This window comes from Erythrobacter aureus, assembly GCF_003355455.1.
Classification (GTDB): domain Bacteria; phylum Pseudomonadota; class Alphaproteobacteria; order Sphingomonadales; family Sphingomonadaceae; genus Qipengyuania; species Qipengyuania aurea.
On the sequence record NZ_CP031357.1, the window covers coordinates 965,697 to 986,633 of the forward strand.

At 63.5% G+C, this 20,937-nt stretch carries 24 protein-coding genes and 1 tRNA gene; 5 read left to right on the plus strand and 20 right to left on the minus strand.

Annotation, left to right across the window (positions count from 1 at the left end):
* Positions 1-64: 64 nt before the first annotated feature.
* From DVR09_RS04770 to DVR09_RS04860, 19 genes are all read right to left on the minus strand, one after another.
* The gene (locus DVR09_RS04770; protein ID WP_115415928.1) at positions 65-1,114 is read right to left on the minus strand and encodes an enoyl-CoA hydratase/isomerase family protein; all 1,050 of its coding nucleotides are present in this window, start codon (positions 1,112-1,114) and stop codon (positions 65-67) included.
* Positions 1,111-1,506, minus strand: a complete 396-nt coding sequence (locus tag DVR09_RS04775) for a VOC family protein (RefSeq protein WP_234041560.1) — start codon at positions 1,504-1,506, stop codon at positions 1,111-1,113. The genes DVR09_RS04770 and DVR09_RS04775 overlap by 4 nt, the downstream gene beginning before the upstream one ends.
* Positions 1,503-2,657, minus strand: coding sequence for an acyl-CoA dehydrogenase family protein (locus tag DVR09_RS04780; protein WP_115415929.1), 1,155 nt, complete (start codon positions 2,655-2,657; stop codon positions 1,503-1,505). Before DVR09_RS04780 ends, DVR09_RS04775 begins: the two co-directional genes overlap by 4 nt.
* Positions 2,658-2,706: 49 nt before the next feature.
* On the minus strand, positions 2,707-3,093 hold the full coding sequence (locus DVR09_RS04785; RefSeq protein ID WP_115415930.1) for a RidA family protein: 387 nt from the start codon (positions 3,091-3,093) through the stop codon (positions 2,707-2,709).
* Positions 3,090-3,398, minus strand: coding sequence for an I78 family peptidase inhibitor (locus DVR09_RS04790; RefSeq protein ID WP_115415931.1), 309 nt, complete (start codon positions 3,396-3,398; stop codon positions 3,090-3,092). The genes DVR09_RS04785 and DVR09_RS04790 overlap by 4 nt, the downstream gene beginning before the upstream one ends.
* Positions 3,399-3,410: 12 nt before the next feature.
* Positions 3,411-3,881, minus strand: coding sequence for a hypothetical protein (locus DVR09_RS04795; RefSeq protein WP_115415932.1), 471 nt, complete (start codon positions 3,879-3,881; stop codon positions 3,411-3,413).
* A 27-nt stretch (positions 3,882-3,908) separates the two neighbouring features.
* The gene (locus DVR09_RS04800; protein WP_115415933.1) at positions 3,909-5,402 is read right to left on the minus strand and encodes a CoA-acylating methylmalonate-semialdehyde dehydrogenase; all 1,494 of its coding nucleotides are present in this window, start codon (positions 5,400-5,402) and stop codon (positions 3,909-3,911) included.
* 88 nt (positions 5,403-5,490) lie between these two features.
* Positions 5,491-6,705: a DUF819 family protein gene (locus DVR09_RS04805; RefSeq protein WP_115417788.1), complete on the minus strand. Its 1,215-nt coding sequence runs from the start codon at positions 6,703-6,705 to the stop codon at positions 5,491-5,493.
* Between the two features lie 84 nt (positions 6,706-6,789).
* Complete coding sequence (gene hemN, locus DVR09_RS04810) at positions 6,790-8,103, minus strand: oxygen-independent coproporphyrinogen III oxidase (protein WP_115417789.1); 1,314 nt, start codon at positions 8,101-8,103, stop codon at positions 6,790-6,792.
* Positions 8,104-8,134: 31 nt separating this feature from the next.
* Entirely contained in the window at positions 8,135-8,344 is a 210-nt protein-coding gene (locus DVR09_RS04815; RefSeq protein WP_115415934.1) for a hypothetical protein, read from the minus strand.
* Positions 8,341-8,499 (minus strand): cbb3-type cytochrome oxidase assembly protein CcoS, encoded by a 159-nt coding sequence (gene ccoS, locus DVR09_RS04820; protein WP_115415935.1) that lies wholly within the window; start codon positions 8,497-8,499, stop codon positions 8,341-8,343. Before ccoS ends, DVR09_RS04815 begins: the two co-directional genes overlap by 4 nt.
* A complete protein-coding gene (locus tag DVR09_RS04825; protein ID WP_115415936.1) occupies positions 8,496-10,619 on the minus strand; it encodes a heavy metal translocating P-type ATPase in 2,124 nt (707 codons plus the stop codon). The genes ccoS and DVR09_RS04825 overlap by 4 nt, the downstream gene beginning before the upstream one ends.
* Positions 10,616-11,065 (minus strand): FixH family protein, encoded by a 450-nt coding sequence (locus DVR09_RS04830; RefSeq protein ID WP_306664141.1) that lies wholly within the window; start codon positions 11,063-11,065, stop codon positions 10,616-10,618. Before DVR09_RS04830 ends, DVR09_RS04825 begins: the two co-directional genes overlap by 4 nt.
* Entirely contained in the window at positions 11,062-12,645 is a 1,584-nt protein-coding gene (gene ccoG, locus DVR09_RS04835) for a cytochrome c oxidase accessory protein CcoG (RefSeq protein WP_115415937.1), read from the minus strand. The genes DVR09_RS04830 and ccoG overlap by 4 nt, the downstream gene beginning before the upstream one ends.
* Positions 12,632-13,543 (minus strand): cytochrome-c oxidase, cbb3-type subunit III, encoded by a 912-nt coding sequence (gene ccoP / locus DVR09_RS04840; protein ID WP_115415938.1) that lies wholly within the window; start codon positions 13,541-13,543, stop codon positions 12,632-12,634. The genes ccoG and ccoP overlap by 14 nt, the downstream gene beginning before the upstream one ends.
* A complete protein-coding gene (locus DVR09_RS04845) occupies positions 13,533-13,697 on the minus strand; it encodes a cbb3-type cytochrome c oxidase subunit 3 (protein WP_115415939.1) in 165 nt (54 codons plus the stop codon). Before DVR09_RS04845 ends, ccoP begins: the two co-directional genes overlap by 11 nt.
* Positions 13,694-14,458, minus strand: coding sequence for a cytochrome-c oxidase, cbb3-type subunit II (gene ccoO, locus DVR09_RS04850; protein ID WP_115415940.1), 765 nt, complete (start codon positions 14,456-14,458; stop codon positions 13,694-13,696). Before ccoO ends, DVR09_RS04845 begins: the two co-directional genes overlap by 4 nt.
* A gap of 12 nt (positions 14,459-14,470) precedes the next feature.
* Positions 14,471-16,147: a cytochrome-c oxidase, cbb3-type subunit I gene (ccoN, locus tag DVR09_RS04855; protein WP_115415941.1), complete on the minus strand. Its 1,677-nt coding sequence runs from the start codon at positions 16,145-16,147 to the stop codon at positions 14,471-14,473.
* Positions 16,148-16,227: 80 nt separating this feature from the next.
* Complete coding sequence (locus tag DVR09_RS04860; protein WP_115415942.1) at positions 16,228-16,929, minus strand: helix-turn-helix domain-containing protein; 702 nt, start codon at positions 16,927-16,929, stop codon at positions 16,228-16,230.
* Between the two features lie 144 nt (positions 16,930-17,073).
* Between DVR09_RS04860 and DVR09_RS04865 the strand changes: the two genes are divergently transcribed.
* From DVR09_RS04865 to DVR09_RS04880, 4 genes are all read left to right on the plus strand, one after another.
* The gene (locus tag DVR09_RS04865; RefSeq protein ID WP_115415943.1) at positions 17,074-17,742 is read left to right on the plus strand and encodes an OmpW/AlkL family protein; all 669 of its coding nucleotides are present in this window, start codon (positions 17,074-17,076) and stop codon (positions 17,740-17,742) included.
* 111 nt (positions 17,743-17,853) lie between these two features.
* Positions 17,854-17,927, plus strand: a tRNA-Gly gene (locus DVR09_RS04870).
* Between the two features lie 35 nt (positions 17,928-17,962).
* Positions 17,963-19,015, plus strand: a complete 1,053-nt coding sequence (locus tag DVR09_RS04875) for a YeiH family protein (protein ID WP_115415944.1) — start codon at positions 17,963-17,965, stop codon at positions 19,013-19,015.
* A 22-nt stretch (positions 19,016-19,037) separates the two neighbouring features.
* Positions 19,038-19,289 (plus strand): DUF6356 family protein, encoded by a 252-nt coding sequence (locus tag DVR09_RS04880; protein WP_177822615.1) that lies wholly within the window; start codon positions 19,038-19,040, stop codon positions 19,287-19,289.
* 130 nt (positions 19,290-19,419) lie between these two features.
* Here DVR09_RS04880 and DVR09_RS04885 read toward each other — a convergent pair whose 3' ends face one another.
* On the minus strand, positions 19,420-20,214 hold the full coding sequence (locus DVR09_RS04885; protein WP_115415945.1) for an SDR family oxidoreductase: 795 nt from the start codon (positions 20,212-20,214) through the stop codon (positions 19,420-19,422).
* A 77-nt stretch (positions 20,215-20,291) separates the two neighbouring features.
* On the opposite strand from DVR09_RS04885, the gene DVR09_RS04890 reads away from it, so the two are divergent.
* Entirely contained in the window at positions 20,292-20,855 is a 564-nt protein-coding gene (locus DVR09_RS04890) for a TMEM165/GDT1 family protein (protein ID WP_115415946.1), read from the plus strand.
* Positions 20,856-20,937: the final 82 nt, after the last annotated feature.

Sequence of the window (20,937 nt, forward strand, 5' to 3'; positions counted from 1 at the left end):
TCCGCACCGTCCCCCGTGGGGCGAGATGGATGCTGAAACGAGTTCAGCATGACGGTGCGGGGCTTTACTTCAACGGCGCCCATTCCTCGCCGTCGGGAAGCGGCGCGAAGATGCTGTCGATCAGCTCCTCGCTGACCTCTTCTGCCGTCGCGGGGTTCCATTTCGGGTCATGCGTCTTGTCGACAATCACCGCGCGCACGCCCTCGGCAAAATCGGGGCGGGTCAGCACGCGGCTGGCGATGCGGTATTCCATGCGCATATTGTCGGCGAAACTGTCCAGCTCCGCGCTGTCGGCAAGCTGGCGCAGGGCAACCTTGCAGGTCTGCGGGCTCTTGGTGCGCAGAGTGGCGAGTTCCTTGGCCGCCCATTCGCTGTCATCGGCCTCGAGGCTGGCGAGGATATCTTCGTAGCGGTCGGAGGCGAAATGCTTGTTGATCCGGTCGCAATTCTCCTCGACCCGCGCCTGAGGCGGAGTGACGGACAATTCGGACAGGATGCCCGCAATCCGATCGGGGTTTTCGGCGATGCGCGCCTTGGCCTCGGCGAGCTTGTCGGCAGGCAGGTAATGCGTGGCGATCCCGGCAAAATGGCATTCCGCCCCGTCGAGCCGCGCCCCGGTCAGCGCGAGGAACTGGCCCAGCCGCCCGCCGAGCCGCGACAGATGCCAGCCGCCGCCGACATCGGGGAACAGGCCGATACCCGTTTCCGGCATGGCGAAGCGCGTGTTTTCCGTCGCGACGCGGTATTTGCAGGGCAGGGCGATGCCGACGCCGCCGCCCATGGTGATGCCGTCCATGAAGGCGACGATCGGCTTGGCATATTCGAACATCTGGTGATTGAGCTGGTATTCGTCATGGAAGAAAGCGCGTCCGCCTGCGCCGCCATCGTTCAGCGCGGAATGGCGCAGCAGGTTGATATCGCCTCCGGCGCAAAAGCCGCGGCCTTCGGCATGGTCGAGGATGACGGCCTCGATCGCATCGTCGGCAGCCCAATCGGTCAGCGCCGCGCTCATCGCGTGGCACATGTCGAGCGTCAGCGCATGCAGCGCCTTGGGGCGGTTGAGCGAGAGATGGCCGGTGTTGCCGTGGGTGTGGATGTTTACTTCGTTGATCATGCAGTTTTCTCGTATTCGATCAGATCCCAGCGATTGCCGAAAGGGTCGCTGAATACGGCGACAGTGCCGTAGCTCTCGCGGCGCGGGCTTTCTTCGAAAGAAATGCCCGCATCGCTCAATTTGCGGTGGGTTGCGGCGAAATCGTCCGTCTGGAGAAACAGGCCAACCCGGCCGCCGAACTGGTTGCCGATAGCGGCATGCTGCTCGTCACCTTTGGCCTTGGCGAGCAGGATACGCCCACCCGTTTGGCCACCGACGACCACCCAGCGCTTGCCTTCGCCAAGGTCGCTATCCTCGATCAGAGCGAAATCGAGCACCTTCGTGAAGAAGGCAGCGGCTTGGTCGTAATCGGGGATGACCAGCGTCACCAGTGCAAGGCTGGTGGCGCTCACTGCCGCAGCATCTCCCGACCCACGATCATGCGCATGACCTGATTGGTGCCTTCGAGGATCGAATGGACGCGCAGATCGCGCCAGAAGCGTTCGATCGGGTATTCCTTCAGATAGCCGTAGCCGCCGAAGAGCTGCAGCGCATCGTTGACGATCTTGCTGCCGCTGTCGGTCGCCAGGCGCTTGGCCATGGCGGAAAACTTGCTTTTGTCGGGCGCGTTGTCGGTGACCTTGGCTGCCGCGAGATAAAGCAGGGCGCGCGCCGCCTCCAGCTCTGTCGCCATGTCGGCGAGCATGAACTGGGTGTTCTGGAAATCGGCGATCGGCTGGCCGAATTGCTGGCGTTCCCTTGTATAGTTCACCGCCTCGTCGAGGCAGCGCTGGGCGCCGCCGAGCGAACAGGCGCCGATATTGAGGCGCCCGCCATCGAGGCCGGCCATGGCATAGCGGAAGCCGTCGCCTTCCGGCCCCACGCGGTTGGCCACCGGAACGCGGGCATCCTCGAATATGACCTGCGCGGTGGGCGAGGCGTTCCAGCCGAGCTTCTTCTCCGGCTTGCCGAAGGAAACGCCGGGCGTGTCCTTGTCGATGACCAGGCAGGTGATGCCCTTGGTCTTGTGTTCGCCGGTGCGGACCATGGTGACGTAGATGTCGTTGAAGCCGCCACCCGAGATGAACTGTTTGGTGCCGTTCAGAACGTAGTGGTCGCCATCGAGCTTGGCGCTCGTCTTCAGGCCGGCCGCATCCGAGCCGCTGCCGGGTTCGGTAAGCGCATAGCTGGCGACCTTTTCCATGGTCACAAGGTCGGGAAGGTATTTCGCCTTCAATTCCTCGCCGCCAAAGCGGTCGATCATCCATGCGGCCATATTGTGGATCGAGATGAACGAGCTGGTCGCGGGGCAGCCATAGGCCATGGCTTCCATGATCAGCGCCGCCTCGAGTCGGCCGAGGCCGATCCCGCCCGATTCCTCGCTGACATAAATCGCGCCGAAGCCCAGCTCGGCGCTCTGTTTGATCACGTCGATGGGAAAGTGCGATGTCTCGTCCCATTCGCCCGCGAAGGGGGTGATGTTGTCGGCGGTGAAGCGCTGCGCCATTTCCTGGATCTGCAGCTGCTCTTCGGTGAGTTGGAACTGTCCTGCATTCGTAGTCATGGCGCGGGCTCTAGCGCTCCGTGTGACGCTAGGGAAGGGGGCGCGGCGGTCAATCCGGCAGGATCGCCTCGGCCTCTATCTCCACCTTCCATTCGGGGCGGCACAGCCAAGCCACGCCCGCCATGGTCGCAGCGGGTTTTGCCTCACCGAAAAAACGTGCATGGACCGCGCCGACCGCGTCCTGGTCTGCCGGATCGGTCAACAGCATCCGTGTGCGCACAACGTCCATGGCACTGCCGCCAAGTTCCTCGATGGCGCGCAGGATCAGGACGCAACACCGCTCTGCCTGCGCGGCAGCGCCTCCCGTGGTGGAAGAACCGTCTTCCTCGACCGGGCCGGTGCCCGCAACAATGATACGATTGCCCACGCGCACGGCGCGGGCAAAGCCGAACCGGGCTTCGTAGGGCGAGCCGGTGAAGGCGCGGCGGCGGCTCACCCGCAGGTGATTTCGGTGATTGTCATCGCCTCATCATACTGCACGTTCACGCGGTCCGAGCGGTAGTCCATCGTCCAGACCGAATTGGGCGGACCCCAGCGCAGGGTTTTGGCGCCGCTTTTATCGACGATCTCCGCGCCGATTTGGTCGCTCGCCTCGCGGCCCAGATAGCCCTGTACGGCATCCGCATCGCATGTGCCGCCCGTGAGTTGGCGCATCCGGTCGGTCGGTGTTTCGGCCGTCTCGGCATATCCCGCGCAGGCGGCCAGCGGCAAGGCGAGACTGGTAAGGATCGGGATGCGCATGGTACTGCCTCGCTATTCGCATTTCTTCAGGGGCATGGGCTCGAACTGCTCTTCGTCGACCGGCTTCGGGGTCAGGGTTCCGCCGTCCCCGGAAAGGGTAAACAGGCGGGTCATCTGCCATTTTTCGCCTTCGCCTTCCATGGCGAGGCTTACGACGATGCGGCGCGGGCTGTCGACTTCGACACGCGTCACTTCGCCATAGGATTCGTAAAATTGCATGCCACGCGGGGTAATTTCCACGCGCAGGTCGGATGCGGGGTTACAGGTGCCCTCGACATAGTCCCAAACCCCGAGAAAGGCGGCGGGGATCGTGTCCGCTTCCACTTCCAGCGGCCCCGCCCCATCGCCGATTCCCCCATCGGGTTCGACGGGTAACATGGTTTCGCCGGGGGTCGGTTCGGCAGGTTCGTCCGGTTCAGCGGAACATGCCGCCAGAGCCAGCGAGGCCGGTAGAGCGATGAGGAGGTATGTGCGTATTATCATCGCTCTTCAACGCTCCGACCGTCTTTCCTATCCCATCGTCGGGATGACAAAGGCGTTCGAGCCATCGCCGCCGCCATCGGGCCAGCGCTGGGTAATCTTCTTGGATTTGGTCCAGAAACGCAGGCCTTCCATGCCGTATTGATCGATATCGCCGAAGCCGCTGCGCTTCCAGCCGCCGAAGCTGTGATAGCTCACCGGCACCGGGATCGGCACGTTGATGCCGACCATGCCGACATTCACACGGCTGGCGAATTCGCGCGCGGCATGGCCGTTGCGGGTGAAGATGGCCACGCCATTGCCATATTGATGGTCGCTGGGCAGGCGCACCGCCTCTTCGAAATCCTTCGCGCGCACGATTTGGAGGACCGGGCCGAAGATCTCTTCCTTGTAGCTTTCCATGTCGGTGGTGACCCGATCGAGCAGGGTCGGGCCGACGAAGAAGCCATCCTCATGCCCCTGGAGCGTAAAGCCGCGCCCGTCGATGACGACTTCGGCGCCTTCCTTTTCTGCCGTGTCGATCCAGCCTTCGACGCGCGCCTTGTGTTCGGGTGTGACGACGGGGCCGTAATGCGCATCCGCGTCGTTCGAGACGCCGACCCGCAGGGCATTGATCGCGGGGATCAGCTTCTCGCGCAGCTTGTCCGCCGTATCCTCGCCCACGGGCACGACGACGGGCAGGGCCATGCAGCGTTCGCCCGCAGATCCGAAGGCGGCCCCGGCAAGATCGTTTACCACCTGGTCCAGATCGGCATCGGGCATGACGATGCCGTGGTTCTTCGCGCCGCCGAAGGCCTGCACGCGCTTGGCGTTGGCCGAACCGCGCGAGTAGATATACTGCGCGATGTCGGACGAGCCGACGAAGCTGATCGCCGGGATGTCGGGATGGTCGAGGATCGCATCGACCATTTCCTTGTCGCCATGGACGACCTGCAGCAGCCCTTCGGGCGCGCCCGCCTCCAGGAACAGTTCGGCCAAGCGCACCGGAACGCTGGGATCGCGCTCCGACGGTTTGAGGATAAAGGCGTTGCCCGCCGCGATCGCCATGCCGAACATCCACATCGGGATCATCGCCGGAAAGTTGAACGGGGTGATCCCCGCGCCGATGCCGAGCGGCTGGCGCATCGAATAGACATCGATGCCCGGGCCTGCGCCTTGCGTATATTCGCCCTTCAGCGCCTGCGGGATGCCGCAGGCGAATTCAATCACTTCCAGCCCGCGCTGCACATCGCCATGCGCGTCGTCGACCACCTTGCCATGCTCGCTAGACAGCAGCTCGGCCAGCTCCTGCTTGTTGGCTTCGACCAGACGCTTGAATTCGAACATGATGCGGGCGCGGCGCTGGGGGTTGGTCGCCGCCCATTCGGGCTGGACCTGCTTCGCGGCGGCGACCGCCTGTTCGAGCAGCGCCGCATCGCCCAGCGCGACCTCGGCCTGAACCTCGCCGGTGGAGGGGTTCCAGATCTTGTGAGTGCGGCCCGTGGCGGGGTTATCGCCGACGATGAAATGGTCAACTTGGCGCATGATAAATCCTCTCGTGTCTTGGTAACGGCCAATAGCCGCGAGGGGTCCGAAATCAACCGGTTTCAGGTGAAACCGGCACGGCTCGCGGCTAGCCGACCGCAGCCATCCATTGCGCGCACAGTATCGCGCCATAAGTGCCCAGTGCATAGCCGAGCACGGCGAGCAAGACGCCGACCGGGGCAAGGGCGGGGTGGAAGGCGGCTGCAACCACCGGGGCCGATGCCGCCCCACCCACATTCGCCTTGCTGCCCACCGCGACGAAGAAGAACGGCGCCTTGATGATCTTGGCGACCACCAGCAGCAGAATGACGTGGAACAGCATCCAGATGAAGCCGATCGCCATGAAGGCGGGGGCATCGGCGATCTTGGTCACATCCATTCTCGTTCCGATCACCGCGACCAGCAGGAAGATGAACAGGACGCCGAATTTGCTCGCCCCGATTCCCTCGAGTTCGCGGGCGCGGGTGAAGCTGGCAAGGAGCCCGGCAGTGGTCGAGATCACCACGACCCAGAAGAATTCGCTCGCCAGCGTCGCTTCCTCGCCCTGTAATTCGGCGAAGAATTCGCCGAGCCAGGTGCCGAGCAGATGCGACAAGCCGACAACCGCGAAAGTCACGCCGAACAGCAGGACATAGTCGTTGGCCTTGGCCACACGCTCGATGCTTTCGGTATAATCCGCCATCGTGTCGCGCAGCTTCGCGATGGCGGAACTGTCCGCGCCGAGCCATTTATCGACCCGCTCATGCGCGCCCGCGCCATAAAGCAGGAAGATCATCCAGATTTCCGCAACGATGATGTCCACCGCCAGCAGGGCGGCGAAGCCTTCCAGCGGATAGCCATAGATTTCCAGCATGGCCGTCTGGTTGGCGCCGCCACCGATCCAGCTCCCGGCAAGAGTCGCCAGGCCGCGCCACGCAGCGGTATCGCCCGATCCGATGATCGAGGGTTCGAACTGGGCGACGATCCACAGCGCCAGGGGACCGCCGATCACGATGCCGATCGTGGCGGTCAGAAACATGATGATCGCCTTGTTGCCGAGACCGAGGATGCCCTTGATGTCGATACTGAGTGTCATCAGGAACAGCGCGGCAGGCAGAAAATAATCCTTCGCGGTCGGCCACAGATTGCTTTCGGACACATCGATAAGACCGAAGGTGGTCATCAGGCTGGGCACCAGATAGCACACCAGAATGATCGGCACGAAGACGTAGAAACGCTGCCAGCCGGGGCGGTCCCTAGTGGCGAAGACGAATCCCAGTATCAGGGCCAAGAGCCCGAGAATAATCCTGTCGTCGCTGATCATTTGCCCTGCGGCCCCGCCCATCGTTCCTGTTCCAGGCTGGACCTAGCGCGCCGCGAGGCGAATGCCAAACGGCGCGGCGGTGGCTTACACCGCGGAACTGAAGCGGCGTGCGGAAACCGGCCGATAGGCATCGAAGATCGCAGCGATGGAGCGCGCATAGGGCAATCCTTCGGGCAGGATTTCGAGCCATTGCCGATCGATCGACGCCAGTCCGCGATCGAGGAACGGCCGGAGCCGACCCGATGCTTCGTGCATCAAGCAGGCACCGAGCCGCGCGCGGCCCTGGCATAGCAATTGTTCGATCACCGCGCCGCGATAGCGATCGTCCGCGCTGCGGGTCACGCCCCTGCCAGCCGACAGAAGGCCTTGCGAAGAGAGCATCCGATAGCGGCCGCTATTCTTCTCGTTCTGTGCCAGAAGCTGCGGGAAGCTGCTGATGGACGACGCGCCGAGCCCGATCAGCACCTCGCTCTGGTCGTCGGTAAAGCCCTGGAAGTTGCGCTTCAGTCGGCCCTCGAACGCGGCCTTTGCCAGCGGATCGCCGCCCGGTTTCGCGAAATGGTCGAACCCGATCGGGGTGTAGCCATGGGTCGCGAGATAGGCATAGCCCATTTCCGCCATGGCGAAGCGTTCGGCCTGATCGGGCAGATCGGTGGTATCGATAACGCGCTGGCGCGGGACGATATGCGGGACATGGGCATAGCCGAACAGGGCAATCCTGTCGGCGCCGAGCACGCGGGTGCGCTGAAGGGTATCCTCAAGGTCGTGCATGTACTGGCCGGGCAGGCCGTACATGAGATCGAAATTGAGCGAGGTGACGCCTGCATCGCGCAGCCAGTCCACCGTTTCCACGATGCACTCTTCCGGCTGCACCCGGCCGATGGCCTTCTGACAATGCTCGGCAAAGGTCTGGACCCCCAGGCTGGCGCGCGAAATGCCGTGTTCGGCAATGACGTTGGCCCATTCCGCCGTCATGGTTCGCGGATCGAGTTCGATCGAAAGCGTGGGATCGTCCAGCGAGAAACGGCTTTCCAATGCCGCGAAAAGCGACCGGAAATCATCGGGTGTTATGGCGTTGGGGCTGCCCCCGCCGAAGGCGATTCTGCCGACGCGGACGTCATCCGGCAGCTCGCGCGACACGGTCGCGATTTCGTTGTGCAGGGCGTCGAGATAGGATTCGAGCCGTTGGCGGCGGTTCGCCTTTCCGGTGTTGCAGCCACAATAGAAACAGATCTTTTCGCAAAACGGGATGTGCACGTAGAGCGAGACCGTTCCCGAGGTTTCCTGCAAGGCCGTGCGATAGGCATCGACAGGTATGTCGGCGAATTCCGCGGCGGTCGGATAGCTCGTGTAACGGGGCACGGGCGTGGCGAGCAGATCGGGATAATATGTCCACATGCCTGCCTTCTGGGCAGGATGGGTCACAGCGTCATTGCGCTGAATCAAATTTCTTGCGGCAGGAACCGGCATGACACCCCTTCGCGGTGCAGGGCGCCTGCGGTTGGCGGTCGCGCTCGATCGGGATTTCTATCGTACCGCCCCCGCATATCTGGGCGGTAATGCTGCGCGCCTGCGCGGGCAGAGGCCCGATCGCCAGCGGAAGCAGTGCCATCACGGCGAGCGAGAGGGGCCGGTTCATTCGCTTTCGTCCTCTTCCTCGTCATCGATGAGGATGCGCTGGGCGGCCCCGTCGAGATCGTCGAACTGGCCCTTGCGCATGGCCCAGAAAAACCCGGCCAGGCCCAGCAGCCCCATGCCCAGCGCGATGGGGATCAGAAAGGCGAGCCCGCTCATCGGGCGGCCCGGGCGAGGCGCAGCGAATTGCCGACCACGACCAGCGAGCTGAGCGACATGGCCACCGCGGCGATCAACGGCGTAACCAATCCGGCCAGCGCGATCGGCAGGGCGAAGACATTGTAAAGGATGGCGAAAGCGAAATTCTGCCGCACGATCCGCATGGTCTGCCGCGCCACATTCACCGCCAGCGAAACCGGCATCAATGCCTTGCCCAGAAATACCGCATCGGCGGCCTGCTGGCTGACGTCGCTGGCGCTTCCCGGGGCGATCGAGGCGTGGGCAGCGGCAAGCGCCGGGCCGTCATTGATGCCGTCACCGATCATCAGGGGGCGATGACCGTCGGCTTTGAGTTGATCGAGCAGTGCCAGCTTGTCGTCGGGGAGCAGGTGTGCGTCCCAGGCGATGTCGAACTCGCGCCCGACGGCTTCGACCGCGGATGCGCGATCGCCCGAAACGATACGGCTTTCGATGCCCTGGTCGCGCAAAGAGCCGATCGCCTCGCGCACATCGCTGCGCAGCGGATCGGAAAAGGGAATGGCGACGATTGCGTCCCCTATTCGCAAGGCGGTCGAAAGGGTGGCGGTTTCCGCTTCGGACCGTTCGAGCGCGACGCGAACGCCGTCGATGCTGCCCGACACGCCGCGCCCGCCTTCCTCGCGCGGATCGTCGACTGCGGCGGGGACGATATCGTGTTGTCCGAGCGCTTTTGCGATTCCTTTGCTGAGCGGGTGACGGCTCGATTGCGCCAGCGCCAGCGCCACACCGGCTTCGCGGGGAGAGAGATGATCGATTTGCGGCACCGGCTCTCCGACAGTCAGCGTGCCGGTCTTGTCGAACAGGGCCATGTCGACTTCCGACAGCCGTTCCAGCGCGCTGCCGTCTTTCACCAGCAGGCCGCGCTTCGCCAGGGCGCCCGAGGCCACCACCTGCGCCGCGGGCACGGCCAGCCCCATGGCGCAGGGGCAGGTGATGATGAGCACCGCAATCGCGATCACCAGCGACTGGTGCCAACCCGCGCCCGCCACCATCCAGCCGATAAAGGCCAGCAATGCCAGTGAGTGGACGGCCGGTGCGTAGAGGCGCGAAGCACGATCGGCGATCCGCACGTAACTGCTACGCGACTGCCCTGCCTCGTCCATCAGGCGAGCGATTTCGGCCAGCACCGTGTCGGAGGCGGCCGCGCTTACGCGAACCCGTATCGGATTCCCCAGATTGACGGCCCCGGCATACACGCTCTCGTCAGCGGCGACCGGCTGGGGGACGCTTTCCCCCGTCAGCATCGAATTGTCGAGCGTCGACGCGCCGTGTTCTATGACGCCGTCGGCAGCGAGCGCTTCTCCTGCTGCGACCAGCATGAGCATTCCCGGCTCGAGTTTTTCGGCGGCCACCATGCGGCTCGCTCCGGTTTCGTCCACCACGGTCGCGCTCTTGCCCATCCGCGACAGCAGGGCACCGATCCCGGCGCGGGTCTTGTCGCGCATGGTCGCATCCAGCGCGCGTCCGGCCAGCAGGAAGAACAGCAGCATCACCGCGCCGTCGAAATAGGCATGCTCGCCGCCGCTGGCCGTCTCGTAGATACTCAGCGCGACGGCCAGCAGCACACCGATGGAGATCGGCACGTCCATGTTGGTCCGCCGGTGGCGCAGCGCCATGATCGCGCTGGCAAAGAACGGGCGGCCGGCATAGGCGACCACGGGAATGGCGATCAGCGCCGAAAGCCAGTGGAACAGGTCGCGGGTCACGCCGCCCGCGCCGGACCATACGCTGACCGACAGCAGCATGATGTTCATCATGCCGAAGCCTGCCACGGCCAGCGACCGCAGAAGGGCTTTCGTTTCCTTCTCGTCCTTGCCCATCGGATTGTCGGCGACCGCCTGGGCCTCGAAACCGATCCCGGCGATCGCGCGGACAAGGTCTTCCTCGCTCAGCGAGGCTTCGTGGCGCACGGCCACACGCTTCGACGAGAAATTGACCCGTGCCGATTCCACCCCTTCGAGGCCCGCCAGGCCACGCTCGATCTTGGCGATGCAACCGGCGCAGCGCATGCCCGGCACGGTGAACCGGCTGTCCTCCAGCCTGGCACCCTCGAGCGTGTCGAGAGGAACCGGGGCGTTCATCGGATCTCGGTTTCGTCGATCCAGCGGGCGCCGCCGCCATCGATGGTCAGCCTCACGATCCAGCGTCCGGCGGGAAGTGCGCGAGTGGAGACGTAGCGGTTCTGCCCGGCCTGCTCGAATTGCAGTTCCATGTCCTCGGGCTTGCCTAGGGGACGCCGGAGATCGGCGGAGAGCAGGGCGGATTGGGGGACCTTTTCCGTGGTCACGACCAGCCGCCCCTCGGCATCGCGCGCGAGGGAAGCGGAATAGCCCAGCCGTTCGCTCTCGCGCGCCTGCTCCAGCCAGCCGTTGAACTTCTGGCTCGCGACATAGGAGTTTTCGACCACGACACCGCCAAAGCCCGCAATGGCGCGCGAGGCCATGTAGAAATTGACCGCGATCACGATCCCGAAGCCCACGACCATGATCAAGGCCATGTGCTTGCCGGTGAATTCACGCCGCATCATTCGCTCTCCGGCGCATCGAAACGGGTCTGCACGACATCGCTTTCCCGTTGTTCGTCAAGCGAGGTTACACGGAAAGAGAACTCTTGCGAGGGGGTACCGGCGGGAACGGCAACGTAAGCGCGCACCTGACGAACGAGGTCCGCCGGGACGGCTACGGTCTGCGTCGGCGCGGCCTCTGTGCGATTGACGTTTTCCGTCCACATGACCGCTCCGGGCAGTCCCTCGATGGCGATCTCCATGTCGCGCGGGCGGCTTTCCATATTGCGCAGCTTGAGCGTGTAGGCATTGCGTACCGATCCGTCGCTCAGCAGCATGAAGGGCGGATTTCGGTCGGGTGCTACGGTAAGATCGGTATGGCTGCGAACGCCGAGCGCGAACAGCATCGCACCGCCAATGCCGCCCCAGATCATGGAATAGACAAGGGTGCGCGGGCGGAACAAAGTGCGCCAGGGCGATTTGGGCTCGCCACCGGCGGCTTCGCGTTCGCAATCTTCCAGCGTCGCATAGTCGATCAGGCCACGCGGGCGGCCGATATCCTTCATCACCCGGTCGCAGGCATCGATACATAGGGCGCAGGTGATACAGCCGATCTGCGGCCCTTCGCGAATATCGATCCCGGTCGGGCAGACCTGGACGCATTGCTGGCAGTCGATGCAGTCGCCGAACGCGCCGGGGTTCTTCTGCGCCTTCTTGATGCTGCCGCGCGGCTCCCCGCGCCAGTCCTTGTAGGTAACGAGCAGCGACTGTTCGTCCATCATGGCGGTCTGGATGCGCGGCCAGGGGCACATGTAGATACAAACCTGCTCGCGCATGAAGCCGCCCAGCGTGACCGTGGTCAGGGTCAGGACGGCGACGGTGCCATAGGCCACGGGTGCCGCCTCGCCCGCGAAGAAATCGCGCAGCAGCGTCGGCGCGTCGGCGAAATAGAGGATCCAGGCGCCGCCGGTAATCAGGCCGATGAAGAGATAGACCGTCCATTTCGACGCCCGGCGCAGGATCTTGCCGAATGTCCACGGGGCCTTGTCCAGGCGGTGTCGGGCATTGCGATCGCCGTCGAACAAACGGTCGATATGCTGGAACAGATCGGTCCAGACGGTTTGCGGGCAGGCATACCCGCACCACGCGCGGCCTACCGCGCTGGTGATCAGGAACAGGCCGATCCCGGCCATGATGAGCAGGCCGGCGACGAAATAGAATTCGTGCGGCCAGATCTCGATGCCGAACATGTAGAAGCGGCGATTGGCGAGATCGACCAGCACCGCCTGGTCGGGCGCATAGGGACCACGGTCCCAGCGAATCCATGGCGTGATGTAATAGATCGCCAGAGTGACGACCATCACCAGCCATTTGAAGCGGCGAAACGGCCCGTCGATGCGCTTGTTGTGAACGACCGCGCGCTTTTCGTAGAGTTTTTCGGGCAGATGCGCGCGGGCAGGTTCGTGCGGCTCGTGGCGACGGGTCGCCGCTTCGGGTTCGGCGACCGCGCTGGAAACCGGTTCGTTGGTCTTGGCGACCCCGTCCTCGACGACGACCGACCAGTCGCGGTCGTCGCCGGGTTTGCGTTCGTCAGGGTTGTTCATCGACCTCTGCCTCGGGGTTCTCCGCGACCTCCACGAAGTCTTCGCCTCCCCCGAGCGAATGGACATAGGCGGCCAGCATCTTGATGGTCACCGGATCGAGCCTGCCTTCCCATTTGGGCATCATGCCCATCCGGGGCTGCAGAATTTGGCGCTTGATCGCCTCGCGGCTGCTTCCGCGCAGCCAGATGGCGTCGTTGAGCGTCGGCGCACCCTGTGCACGGTCGCCGCCGCCTGCGGGGCCATGGCAGGCCGCGCAATTGTCGGCATAGATCCGGGCGCCCGTGGCGTTGGTTTCCGCCTTGCCGCTCAGCGAGAGCACATGGTCGACGAGCGCGTCGAGCTGCGCGGTGTCGAAAGCACCTTCGAACGGCGGCATCACGCTCATGCGGGTTTCATCGTCTCCCGCCTGGCGAATGCCGTGGACGAGCGTGTATTCGATCGCCTTCAGATCGCCGCCCCACAGCCAGTCATCGTCATTGAGGTTGGGATAGCCCAGTTCCTGGCTGCCGGCGGCGCCGGAGCCGTGGCACTGGACGCAGTTCACCCGGAACGCGGCTGCTCCGCCGGCCACCGCCTGCTGCATCAGGCCGCTTTCTTCGGGCAGGCGTTCGATCGGTATGCGGGCAAGTTGCTCGCGGACGGTCGCCCGCGCCTGATCGGCGGCGGACATGTCCTTCGCCAGCTCTCCCCGGCTGGACCAGTTGAGCATGCCCACGGTCGCCCGGTCGATCATCGGCCAGGCCGGATAGGCGATCACGTAGCCGATCGCGAAAATGATCGTCAGGTAGAAGGTCCACAGCCACCATCGCGGAAGCGGCGTGTTGAGTTCCTCGATACCGTCCCATTCGTGGCCGACTGTTTCGGTACCGGTCGGTTCGTCGATGCGCTTATTCGCCATCGTCTTGTCCCTTGAAAATCATCGTCGCGGCGTGGTGGTTGCGCTTTCCGGCGCCGGGCCGAAATGGCCAGGCACACAGCCCGACAAACAGAACCAGCATGGCTATCAATGCGTAGCTGTCGGCAAAATGGCGCAGGGTTTCATAGAAGCTCATCGACCCTTCTCCTCGGCCAATTCTTCCAGGGGCGCAGCGCTATCGAAATCGACCAGCGTGCCGAGCATCTGAAGATAGGCGATCAGCGCGTCCATTTCGGTCAGGCGATCGGGATCGCCGTCGAAATCGCGAATCAGCGCCTTGGGATAGCGCTCGGCCAGATCGCCCGGATCGGCATTGGGATCGGCCTGCGCCAGCATGTCGGCCTCGGCCTGTTCGATATCGTCGTCGCCATAGGGCACACCGACACGGCGCAGCGCGGTCAGCGTGGCGGTCGGATCGCCGATCTCGAGATCGGTTTCCTTGAGGAAGCCATATTGCGGCATCACGCTTTCGGGCACGACGCTTTGCGGGTTTTCGAGATGCTGAACGTGCCATTCGTCCGAATAGCGGCCACCCACGCGTGCAAGATCAGGCCCGGTACGCTTGGAACCCCACTGGAACGGGTGGTCGTACATGCTTTCCGCCGCGAGGCTGTAATGGCCGTAGCGTTCCACCTCGTCGCGGAACGGACGGACCATCTGGCTGTGACAGGTATAGCAACCTTCACGGATATAGATGTCGCGCCCGGCCTGTTCGAGCGGGGTATAGGGGCGCACGCCCTCCACTTCCTCGATCGTGTTCTCGAGATAGAACAGCGGCGTGATCTGGACGAGGCCGCCGATGGAGACGGTAATGAACGTCGCCACGGCCAGCAGGGTGATGTTGCGTTCGAGCCGTTTGTGGCCCTTGACGGTTTCTTCGACGACGGGGTCTGACATGGTCGTGCGATCCTATTCGGCCGGAACGGCTTCGGGGCGGGGCTGGACGATGGGGCGGTCGGCCTGCGGGTCGTAGGCTGCATCGCGGAGCGGTGCTTCTTCCCGCTGCTTCCCGGCGAGGGTCATCCAGATATTGTAGCTCATGATGATCGCGCCGCTGAGATACATCAGTCCGCCGGCCATGCGCATCACATACATCGGGAACATGGCGGCGACACTGTCGGCGAACGACCAAACAAGGTAGCCGTCAGGCCCGTATTCGCGCCACATGAGGCCCTGCATGATGCCGGCGACCCACATGCTGGAGGCATAGAAAACGATGCCGAGCGTCGCGAGCCAGAAGTGCCAGTTGATCATGCGCAGCGAATACATCCGCCCACGCTTCCACAGACGCGGGACCAGGAAGTAGACGCAGGCGAAGGTAATCATGCCGTTCCAGCCCAGGGCGCCGGAGTGGACGTGGCCGATGGTCCAGTCGGTATAGTGCGACAAGCTGTTGACGCTCTTGATCGACAGCATCGGCCCTTCGAAGGTGCTCATGCCGTAGAAGGCCAGCGCCATCACCATCATGCGAATGATCGGGTCGGTGCGGACCTTGTCCCATGCCCCGTTCAGGGTCATCAGGCCGTTGATCATACCGCCCCAGCTCGGCATCCACAGCATGACCGAGAAGACCATGCCCAGCGTCTGCGCCCAGTCGGGCAGCGCGGTGTAGTGGAGGTGGTGCGGGCCTGCCCAGATGTAGAGGAAGATCAGCGACCAGAAGTGGATGATCGACAGGCGATAGCTGTAAACCGGGCGTTCGGCCTGCTTGGGGACGAAGTAATACATCATCGCCAGGAAGCCCGCGGTCAGGAAGAAACCGACCGCGTTATGGCCGTACCACCACTGGGTCAGCGCGTCCTGGACACCGGCGAAGGCCGAATAGCTCTTGGCGCCCAGCAGGCTCACCGGCATCGCCAGATTGTTGACGATGTGGAGCATGGCGATCGTCACGATGAAGGCGAGGTAGAACCAGTTGGCCACGTAGATGTGCGGTTCCTTGCGCTTCGCAAGCGTACCGACGAAAACGATGAAATAGGCCACCCAGACGATCGTCAGCCACAGATCGACATACCATTCGGGTTCGGCATATTCGCGGGACTGGGTGATGCCGAGCAGATAGCCGGTGGCGGCCAGCACGATGAACAGCTGATACCCCCAGAACACGAAGCGCGCGAGACCCGGAAAGGCGAGCTGCGTGCGGCAGGTGCGCTGGACGACGTAGAAACTGGTCGCCAGCAGCGCATTGCCGCCGAAGGCGAAGATCACCGCGCTGGTGTGTAACGGACGGACGCGACCGAAATTGAGATAGGGTTCGAAATTGAGCTGCGGGAAAGCAAGCTGCGCGGCGATGAAAACACCGGCGAGCAGCCCGGCGAGACCCCAGAACATGGTCGCGATCACGCCCCAGCGAATCACGTCGTCGTCATAGCGGGACGGGCCATCGGGCATCTTGAAGAAGCCCTGCGCCTTGCCCATCGGATCGAAGCGCGACGCGCTCATCCAGATCATCGCAAAGGCGACGATGGCGATTATCGTGGCATGCGCGGCAAAACCGGCGTCAGCGGCCGCTACCGCCGACGCGATGGCCGCAAGCATGATTATGAACCATAGGCCAATCCGGCCCAGTGCGGCTTCAGCGTGCATAAGGGTCTCCGTCCGTTCAAGAGCGGCCTAGGCCGCCACCTCGGCAGTCGCATTGATCTGGATCAATTTGGTGAAAGAATTCATGCTGCATCACGCAGATAGCCGGCGCGCGCCTTCAGCATTTCCATCTCGCGCAGAACGATACCCGATCGCCCCGTTGTCTCGATCACGCCTGCCTCGCGCAGCAGGCTGAGCTGGCGGCTCACCGTTTCGATCGTCAGGCCGAGACTTTCCGCGATATCGCGGCGCGACATCGGCAATTCGAGAAGGACCGTTCCGTCCTGTTCCATGCCGATTCGCTCGCTCATCGCCAGAAGGAAAACCGCGACTCGTTCCGCGGCAGTCTTGCGGCCGAGGGCGATCGTCTTTTCGCGGCAACGCCGCAAGGAGCCGGTCGTATTGTCGAGCAGGTGGCGCAAAATCCCCGCTTCGCTTGCCGCGAGATCGAGAAAGTCGTCCGCCGGGAAGGTCAGGAGGCTGCAATCGCGCAAGGCGCATACCGAATAGGAATAATTGTCCTGTTCGGGCACCGAAAACACCTCGCCACCGAAATGAAAGGCGACGATCTGGTCGCGCGCCTCGGAAGCGTGGGCAACCAGCTTGGTTGCCCCCTGGCCGACAAATATGAGTTGCGAGGAATTTCCGTCAAAATCGAGCGAGCGGTCCTTTTCCAGCGCGACCTGCCGGGCCAGCGCCTGAAAACGGAGATGCGCCGCGTCGGACAGGTCCGGCGACAGGATCTTCAAGGCAAAGCTTTCGAAGGCTTCGGGGAAACTCGTCATGCCGCATCTCTCGCAATTCGCGACCTGCAAATCTTTGATCGAGATCAATGAAGGCCGAATATTCGGTCTCCAAACAGGGGGCAAGCGTTGCAACCATACTGAGTCGCACGGGGCGACCGCTGCAGCGCCATGAGGACAAAGACAATGAAGAAGCTGCTTGCAGCCGCTCTCGCCGGTGTAGCGATGATTGCCGCCCCCGCTCAGGCGCAGGACAATGACGGCAAGGTCCAGGTCAAGGTGCTGGGCACCTATGTGGCACCCGATGGCGAGATCACCGATCTGCGCACGGATATCGTCGGCCTCCCGGCAGGAACGCAAACCGAGGCAAACGACAACTTCGTGCCCACGCTGGCCATCGAATATTTCGTCAGCCCGAACATCTCGATCGAGACGATCTGCTGTGTCACCCAGCACGATGTCGATGCCGTGTCCGGCCTTCCCGGTGCCGAACTGGTTTCCGATGCCAAGCTGATCCCGGCGACTTTCACCGCGAAGTATCACTTCGACGTAGGCGGCGCGAAGCCTTATCTCGGTGCGGGCGCGACCTACTTCTGGTGGATCGATGTCGAGCCGGGTGCGGCAACTATCCCGCTGGGTGTCACCGAAACCACTCTGTCGGATGAATTCGGCTTCGTTCTCCAGGCGGGTATCGACGTGCCGATCAACGATAGCGGCCTCGGCTTCACCCTCGATGCGAAGCGCTATTTCGTCGACACCACGGCCCGCTGGTATGCCGGCAATACGCTGGCCATCGAGACCGAACACAAGCTCGATCCCTGGGTCCTGAGCGCAGGCTTCGCCTACCGCTTCTGATCGCAGCGATGCGCGAATGAAAGGCGACCTCCGGCGGATAGGCCGGGGGTCGCTTTTTATGTCCTGCCCATTGACCTGGCGCGCCCCTCAAGCCAATGGCGCCACCACCATGCGGGTGTAGCTCAATGGTAGAGCAGCAGCTTCCCAAGCTGACGACGAGGGTTCGATTCCCTTCACCCGCTCCAATCGTGCCGTTGCTTTCGATCGCTAGCGGGGGGCTATGCGCGACAGGATCGATACCTTCTACATGGCCGATCTCTATGGCGAGCTGCAGCTTTCGCCGAAGGCGGAGCGTCGCAGCTGGCATGCGCCCGTCCCCGGCTTGCTGCTGGTTACAATCGCCGCGTTGGCGGCCTTGTGGCTGAGCGACCATTATGGCGCGCCGCAGATCCTGCTGGGGCTTCTGCTCGGCTTTGCCCTGAACTTCGCAAGTGCCGACGAGCGGCTGAGGCCCGGGCTCGACATGGCTTCGCAGACTTTGCTGCGCTTCGGGATCGTCCTGCTGGGCCTGCGGGTCACCTTCGGCGAGATCGCCGCGCTGGGGCTGATTCCCTTCCTGGGCCTCGTGGCGATCATGGCGGCGGTGATCGGGACCGGGATGGTTGCGGCGCGCTGTGCCCGGCTCGATCTCCGGTTCGGGCTTCTCGCGGGCGGGGCCACGGCCATTTGCGGGGTCTCGGCAGCACTCGCGCTGTGGAGCGTCATCGGATCGAAAAGGGTGAGCCAGGAAGGTTTCGCCATCACCGTGCTCGGCGTCACGCTGGCCAGCGCGCTCGCTTTGGCGACCTATCCCGCGCTCGCCGCCATGCTCGGATTGACCGATACACAAGCCGGGTTTCTCGTCGGTGCCTCGATCCACGACGTGGCGCAGGCCATCGGCGGTGGTTTCGCGGTATCCGACAAGGCGGGAGAGGTGGCGACGGTGGTGAAACTGTCGCGCGTCACGCTGCTGGTCCCGCTGCTGCTGCTTGTCGCCCTGTTTCTCGGGCGGCAGGGCGGGGGTAACCGGTTCTCGCTGCGGCAGGGCGTGCCCTGGTTCATCGCGGCTTTCGTGGCCGTGGTCGCGCTCAACAGCTTCGTCCAAATTCCCGCTGCGGTGGGGCAGGCCGGAGCCTCGGCGGCGGGTTTCTTCCTGCTGCTGGCGGTGACCGCCGCCGCCATCAAAGCCGATCTTTCCGGCATTCTGTCGCATGGCTGGAAAGCCTTCGTGCCGGTCGCGGCGTCCACCTTGACTGCCTTCGCCCTCGCGCTCAGCGTCGCGTGGGCGCTCTGATCAATCTACAGGACCATCTGCCATGTCGATCTTTACCGACCACCCGCATTCGATCGGCGAGAGCTATTTCGAGCATTTCGTCAGCGCATCGCGCTTCGGCGCGAGATTGATCGGCGCCGGCCTCGCCTGCATCGTCCACGGGGTGTTCCCCTTCTGGTGCAAGACAACCGGCAGCAAGGCGGTCAGGCAATTGTCGGCCGAGATGATTCACGGTCGCGAGAAGTTCGGCCCCGGCGACCGGCGTCAGGGCGAACAGCGCGACTGGTGCATCTAGCGGTCATCGATGCGCTACCGCTTCGTTACTTGAGCGCGGGCGCTGGTTTTTCGACGCGCTATCGCTTCGCTACTTGAGCGCGGGCGTTGGTTTTTCGACGCGCTACCGCTTCGCTACTTGAGCGCGGGCTCTATTTCGGCGGCATCCGGATGGCACCATCCAGCCGGAACTGGTGGCCGTTAATGTAGCTGTTGCGCGCGATTTCGCAGATGAGGGAGGCGAATTCCTCGGGGTGGCCCAGCCGCTTGGGGAAGGGGACGGAGGCGTTGAGCTGATCCCACATCTGCGGGTTGCGATCCTTCATGCCCAGCATCAACGGAGTGGCGAAAATGCCCGGCATGACCGAATTCACGCGGATGCCGATGTCCATGAGATCGCGCGCCATGGGCAGAACGAGCCCGTTTACCCCCGCCTTGCAGCTCCCGTAAATGACCTGCCCGATCTGCCCGTCCTGCGCCGCCACGCTGGCGGTAAGCGTGATGCAGCCGCGTTCGCCGTCTTCGTTGAGCGGTTCGGCATTGGCCATGCCGAGCGCCGAGTGGCTGGCGACGCGATAGGATGAGACGAGAATCCCTTCCGCGCCGAAAGCGTAATCCTCCGTCGCCAGGCGTTTGTAGCGCCCGCTTTCCTTGTCCCAGCCCAGCGTTTTCCCGCGGCGACTGGTCATTGCGCAATGGACTGTCACGCGCTCCTGCCCATGCGCGGCGCGGGCTTTGTCGAACCCGGCGACCACCGATTGTTCCTGGGTAATGTCGACTCGCGCGAATGTGCCGCCAATGGCCTTTGCATGGGCTTCGCCCGCCTCTTCGTCGATGTCGAAAATCGTGACCTTGAGGCCCGCCTGGGCCAGCGCTTCGGCGCTCGCCCTGCCCAGACCCGATGCGCCCCCGGTGACCACCGCAGCCATGCCGTGCGTGAGTTCCATATCCGTTCTCCCCTGTGTTTCTCGCGCCAGCGTGCTATCGCAGACACCCGGGCATGAGAAGGGGAACCGGTCGCACCATGACATCGCTATTGTTCGCCATGGTCGCCAGCTTTCTTGCCGCCACCGGTGCGCGCGACCAATTGCTCGTCGCGCGCCTGTCGGCCGCGCTCGACCCTTCGACGGGCCTGCTCGCCATTGCTCTGGCCAGTTCCGCGATCACGGCGGGTATAGCTGCATGGTTCGGCGCACGGCTGGCGGAAACAATGTCCGAGAATGCAGCGACCATGTTCGTGGCGATTGCCTTGCTGCTGGCCGCGTTCGAATGTGCCTGGCCGAACCGGGAAAAGACACCAAAGGAGCCCACACGCTCGCTCGGCGCCATCGCCATCGTGCTGTTCGCGCGGCAACTGACCGATGCCTCGCGCTTCCTCATTGCAGCTTTCGCGGTCGTCTTCGCGTCATGGCCATTGGCGGGGTTCGGCGGCGCGCTTGGCGGCGGGGCGGCGGTTGCGATCGGCTGGGCCATGAATTCGGCATTGGAACAGCGGCTACCATTGCGGGCTATCCGGATCGGCCTGGCGCTGGCGCTGTTCGTGCTTGCGTCGATTACCGGGCTGACCGCGCGGGGAATAATCGTCTAAATCGATTACTGCGACTGCTATAATCGGGAAACTTAACCGCGCGGTGTCCGTTAGTGTGTTGAGAAACCAAATAACAGAAAGG

Bases quoted from the DNA above. Each gene is read 5' to 3' on its own strand.
- DVR09_RS04770 (WP_115415928.1), bottom strand. From the start codon at position 1,114: ATGATCAACGAAGTAAACATCCACACCCACGGCAACACCGGCCATCTC.
- DVR09_RS04780 (WP_115415929.1), bottom strand. From the start codon at position 2,657: ATGACTACGAATGCAGGACAGTTCCAACTCACCGAAGAGCAGCTGCAG.
- DVR09_RS04790 (WP_115415931.1), bottom strand. From the start codon at position 3,398: ATGCGCATCCCGATCCTTACCAGTCTCGCCTTGCCGCTGGCCGCCTGC.
- DVR09_RS04795 (WP_115415932.1), bottom strand. From the start codon at position 3,881: ATGATAATACGCACATACCTCCTCATCGCTCTACCGGCCTCGCTGGCT.
- DVR09_RS04800 (WP_115415933.1), bottom strand. From the start codon at position 5,402: ATGCGCCAAGTTGACCATTTCATCGTCGGCGATAACCCCGCCACGGGC.
- DVR09_RS04805 (WP_115417788.1), bottom strand. From the start codon at position 6,705: ATGATCAGCGACGACAGGATTATTCTCGGGCTCTTGGCCCTGATACTG.
- hemN (WP_115417789.1), bottom strand. From the start codon at position 8,103: ATGTGGACATATTATCCCGATCTGCTCGCCACGCCCGTGCCCCGTTAC.
- DVR09_RS04815 (WP_115415934.1), bottom strand. From the start codon at position 8,344: ATGAACCGGCCCCTCTCGCTCGCCGTGATGGCACTGCTTCCGCTGGCG.
- ccoS (WP_115415935.1), bottom strand. From the start codon at position 8,499: ATGAGCGGGCTCGCCTTTCTGATCCCCATCGCGCTGGGCATGGGGCTG.
- DVR09_RS04825 (WP_115415936.1), bottom strand. From the start codon at position 10,619: ATGAACGCCCCGGTTCCTCTCGACACGCTCGAGGGTGCCAGGCTGGAG.
- DVR09_RS04830 (WP_306664141.1), bottom strand. From the start codon at position 11,065: ATGATGCGGCGTGAATTCACCGGCAAGCACATGGCCTTGATCATGGTC.
- ccoG (WP_115415937.1), bottom strand. From the start codon at position 12,645: ATGAACAACCCTGACGAACGCAAACCCGGCGACGACCGCGACTGGTCG.
- ccoP (WP_115415938.1), bottom strand. From the start codon at position 13,543: ATGGCGAATAAGCGCATCGACGAACCGACCGGTACCGAAACAGTCGGC.
- DVR09_RS04845 (WP_115415939.1), bottom strand. From the start codon at position 13,697: ATGAGCTTCTATGAAACCCTGCGCCATTTTGCCGACAGCTACGCATTG.
- ccoO (WP_115415940.1), bottom strand. From the start codon at position 14,458: ATGTCAGACCCCGTCGTCGAAGAAACCGTCAAGGGCCACAAACGGCTC.
- ccoN (WP_115415941.1), bottom strand. From the start codon at position 16,147: ATGCACGCTGAAGCCGCACTGGGCCGGATTGGCCTATGGTTCATAATC.
- DVR09_RS04860 (WP_115415942.1), bottom strand. From the start codon at position 16,929: ATGACGAGTTTCCCCGAAGCCTTCGAAAGCTTTGCCTTGAAGATCCTG.
- DVR09_RS04865 (WP_115415943.1), top strand. From the start codon at position 17,074: ATGAAGAAGCTGCTTGCAGCCGCTCTCGCCGGTGTAGCGATGATTGCC.
- DVR09_RS04875 (WP_115415944.1), top strand. From the start codon at position 17,963: ATGCGCGACAGGATCGATACCTTCTACATGGCCGATCTCTATGGCGAG.
- DVR09_RS04880 (WP_177822615.1), top strand. From the start codon at position 19,038: ATGTCGATCTTTACCGACCACCCGCATTCGATCGGCGAGAGCTATTTC.
- DVR09_RS04885 (WP_115415945.1), bottom strand. From the start codon at position 20,214: ATGGAACTCACGCACGGCATGGCTGCGGTGGTCACCGGGGGCGCATCG.
- DVR09_RS04890 (WP_115415946.1), top strand. From the start codon at position 20,292: ATGACATCGCTATTGTTCGCCATGGTCGCCAGCTTTCTTGCCGCCACC.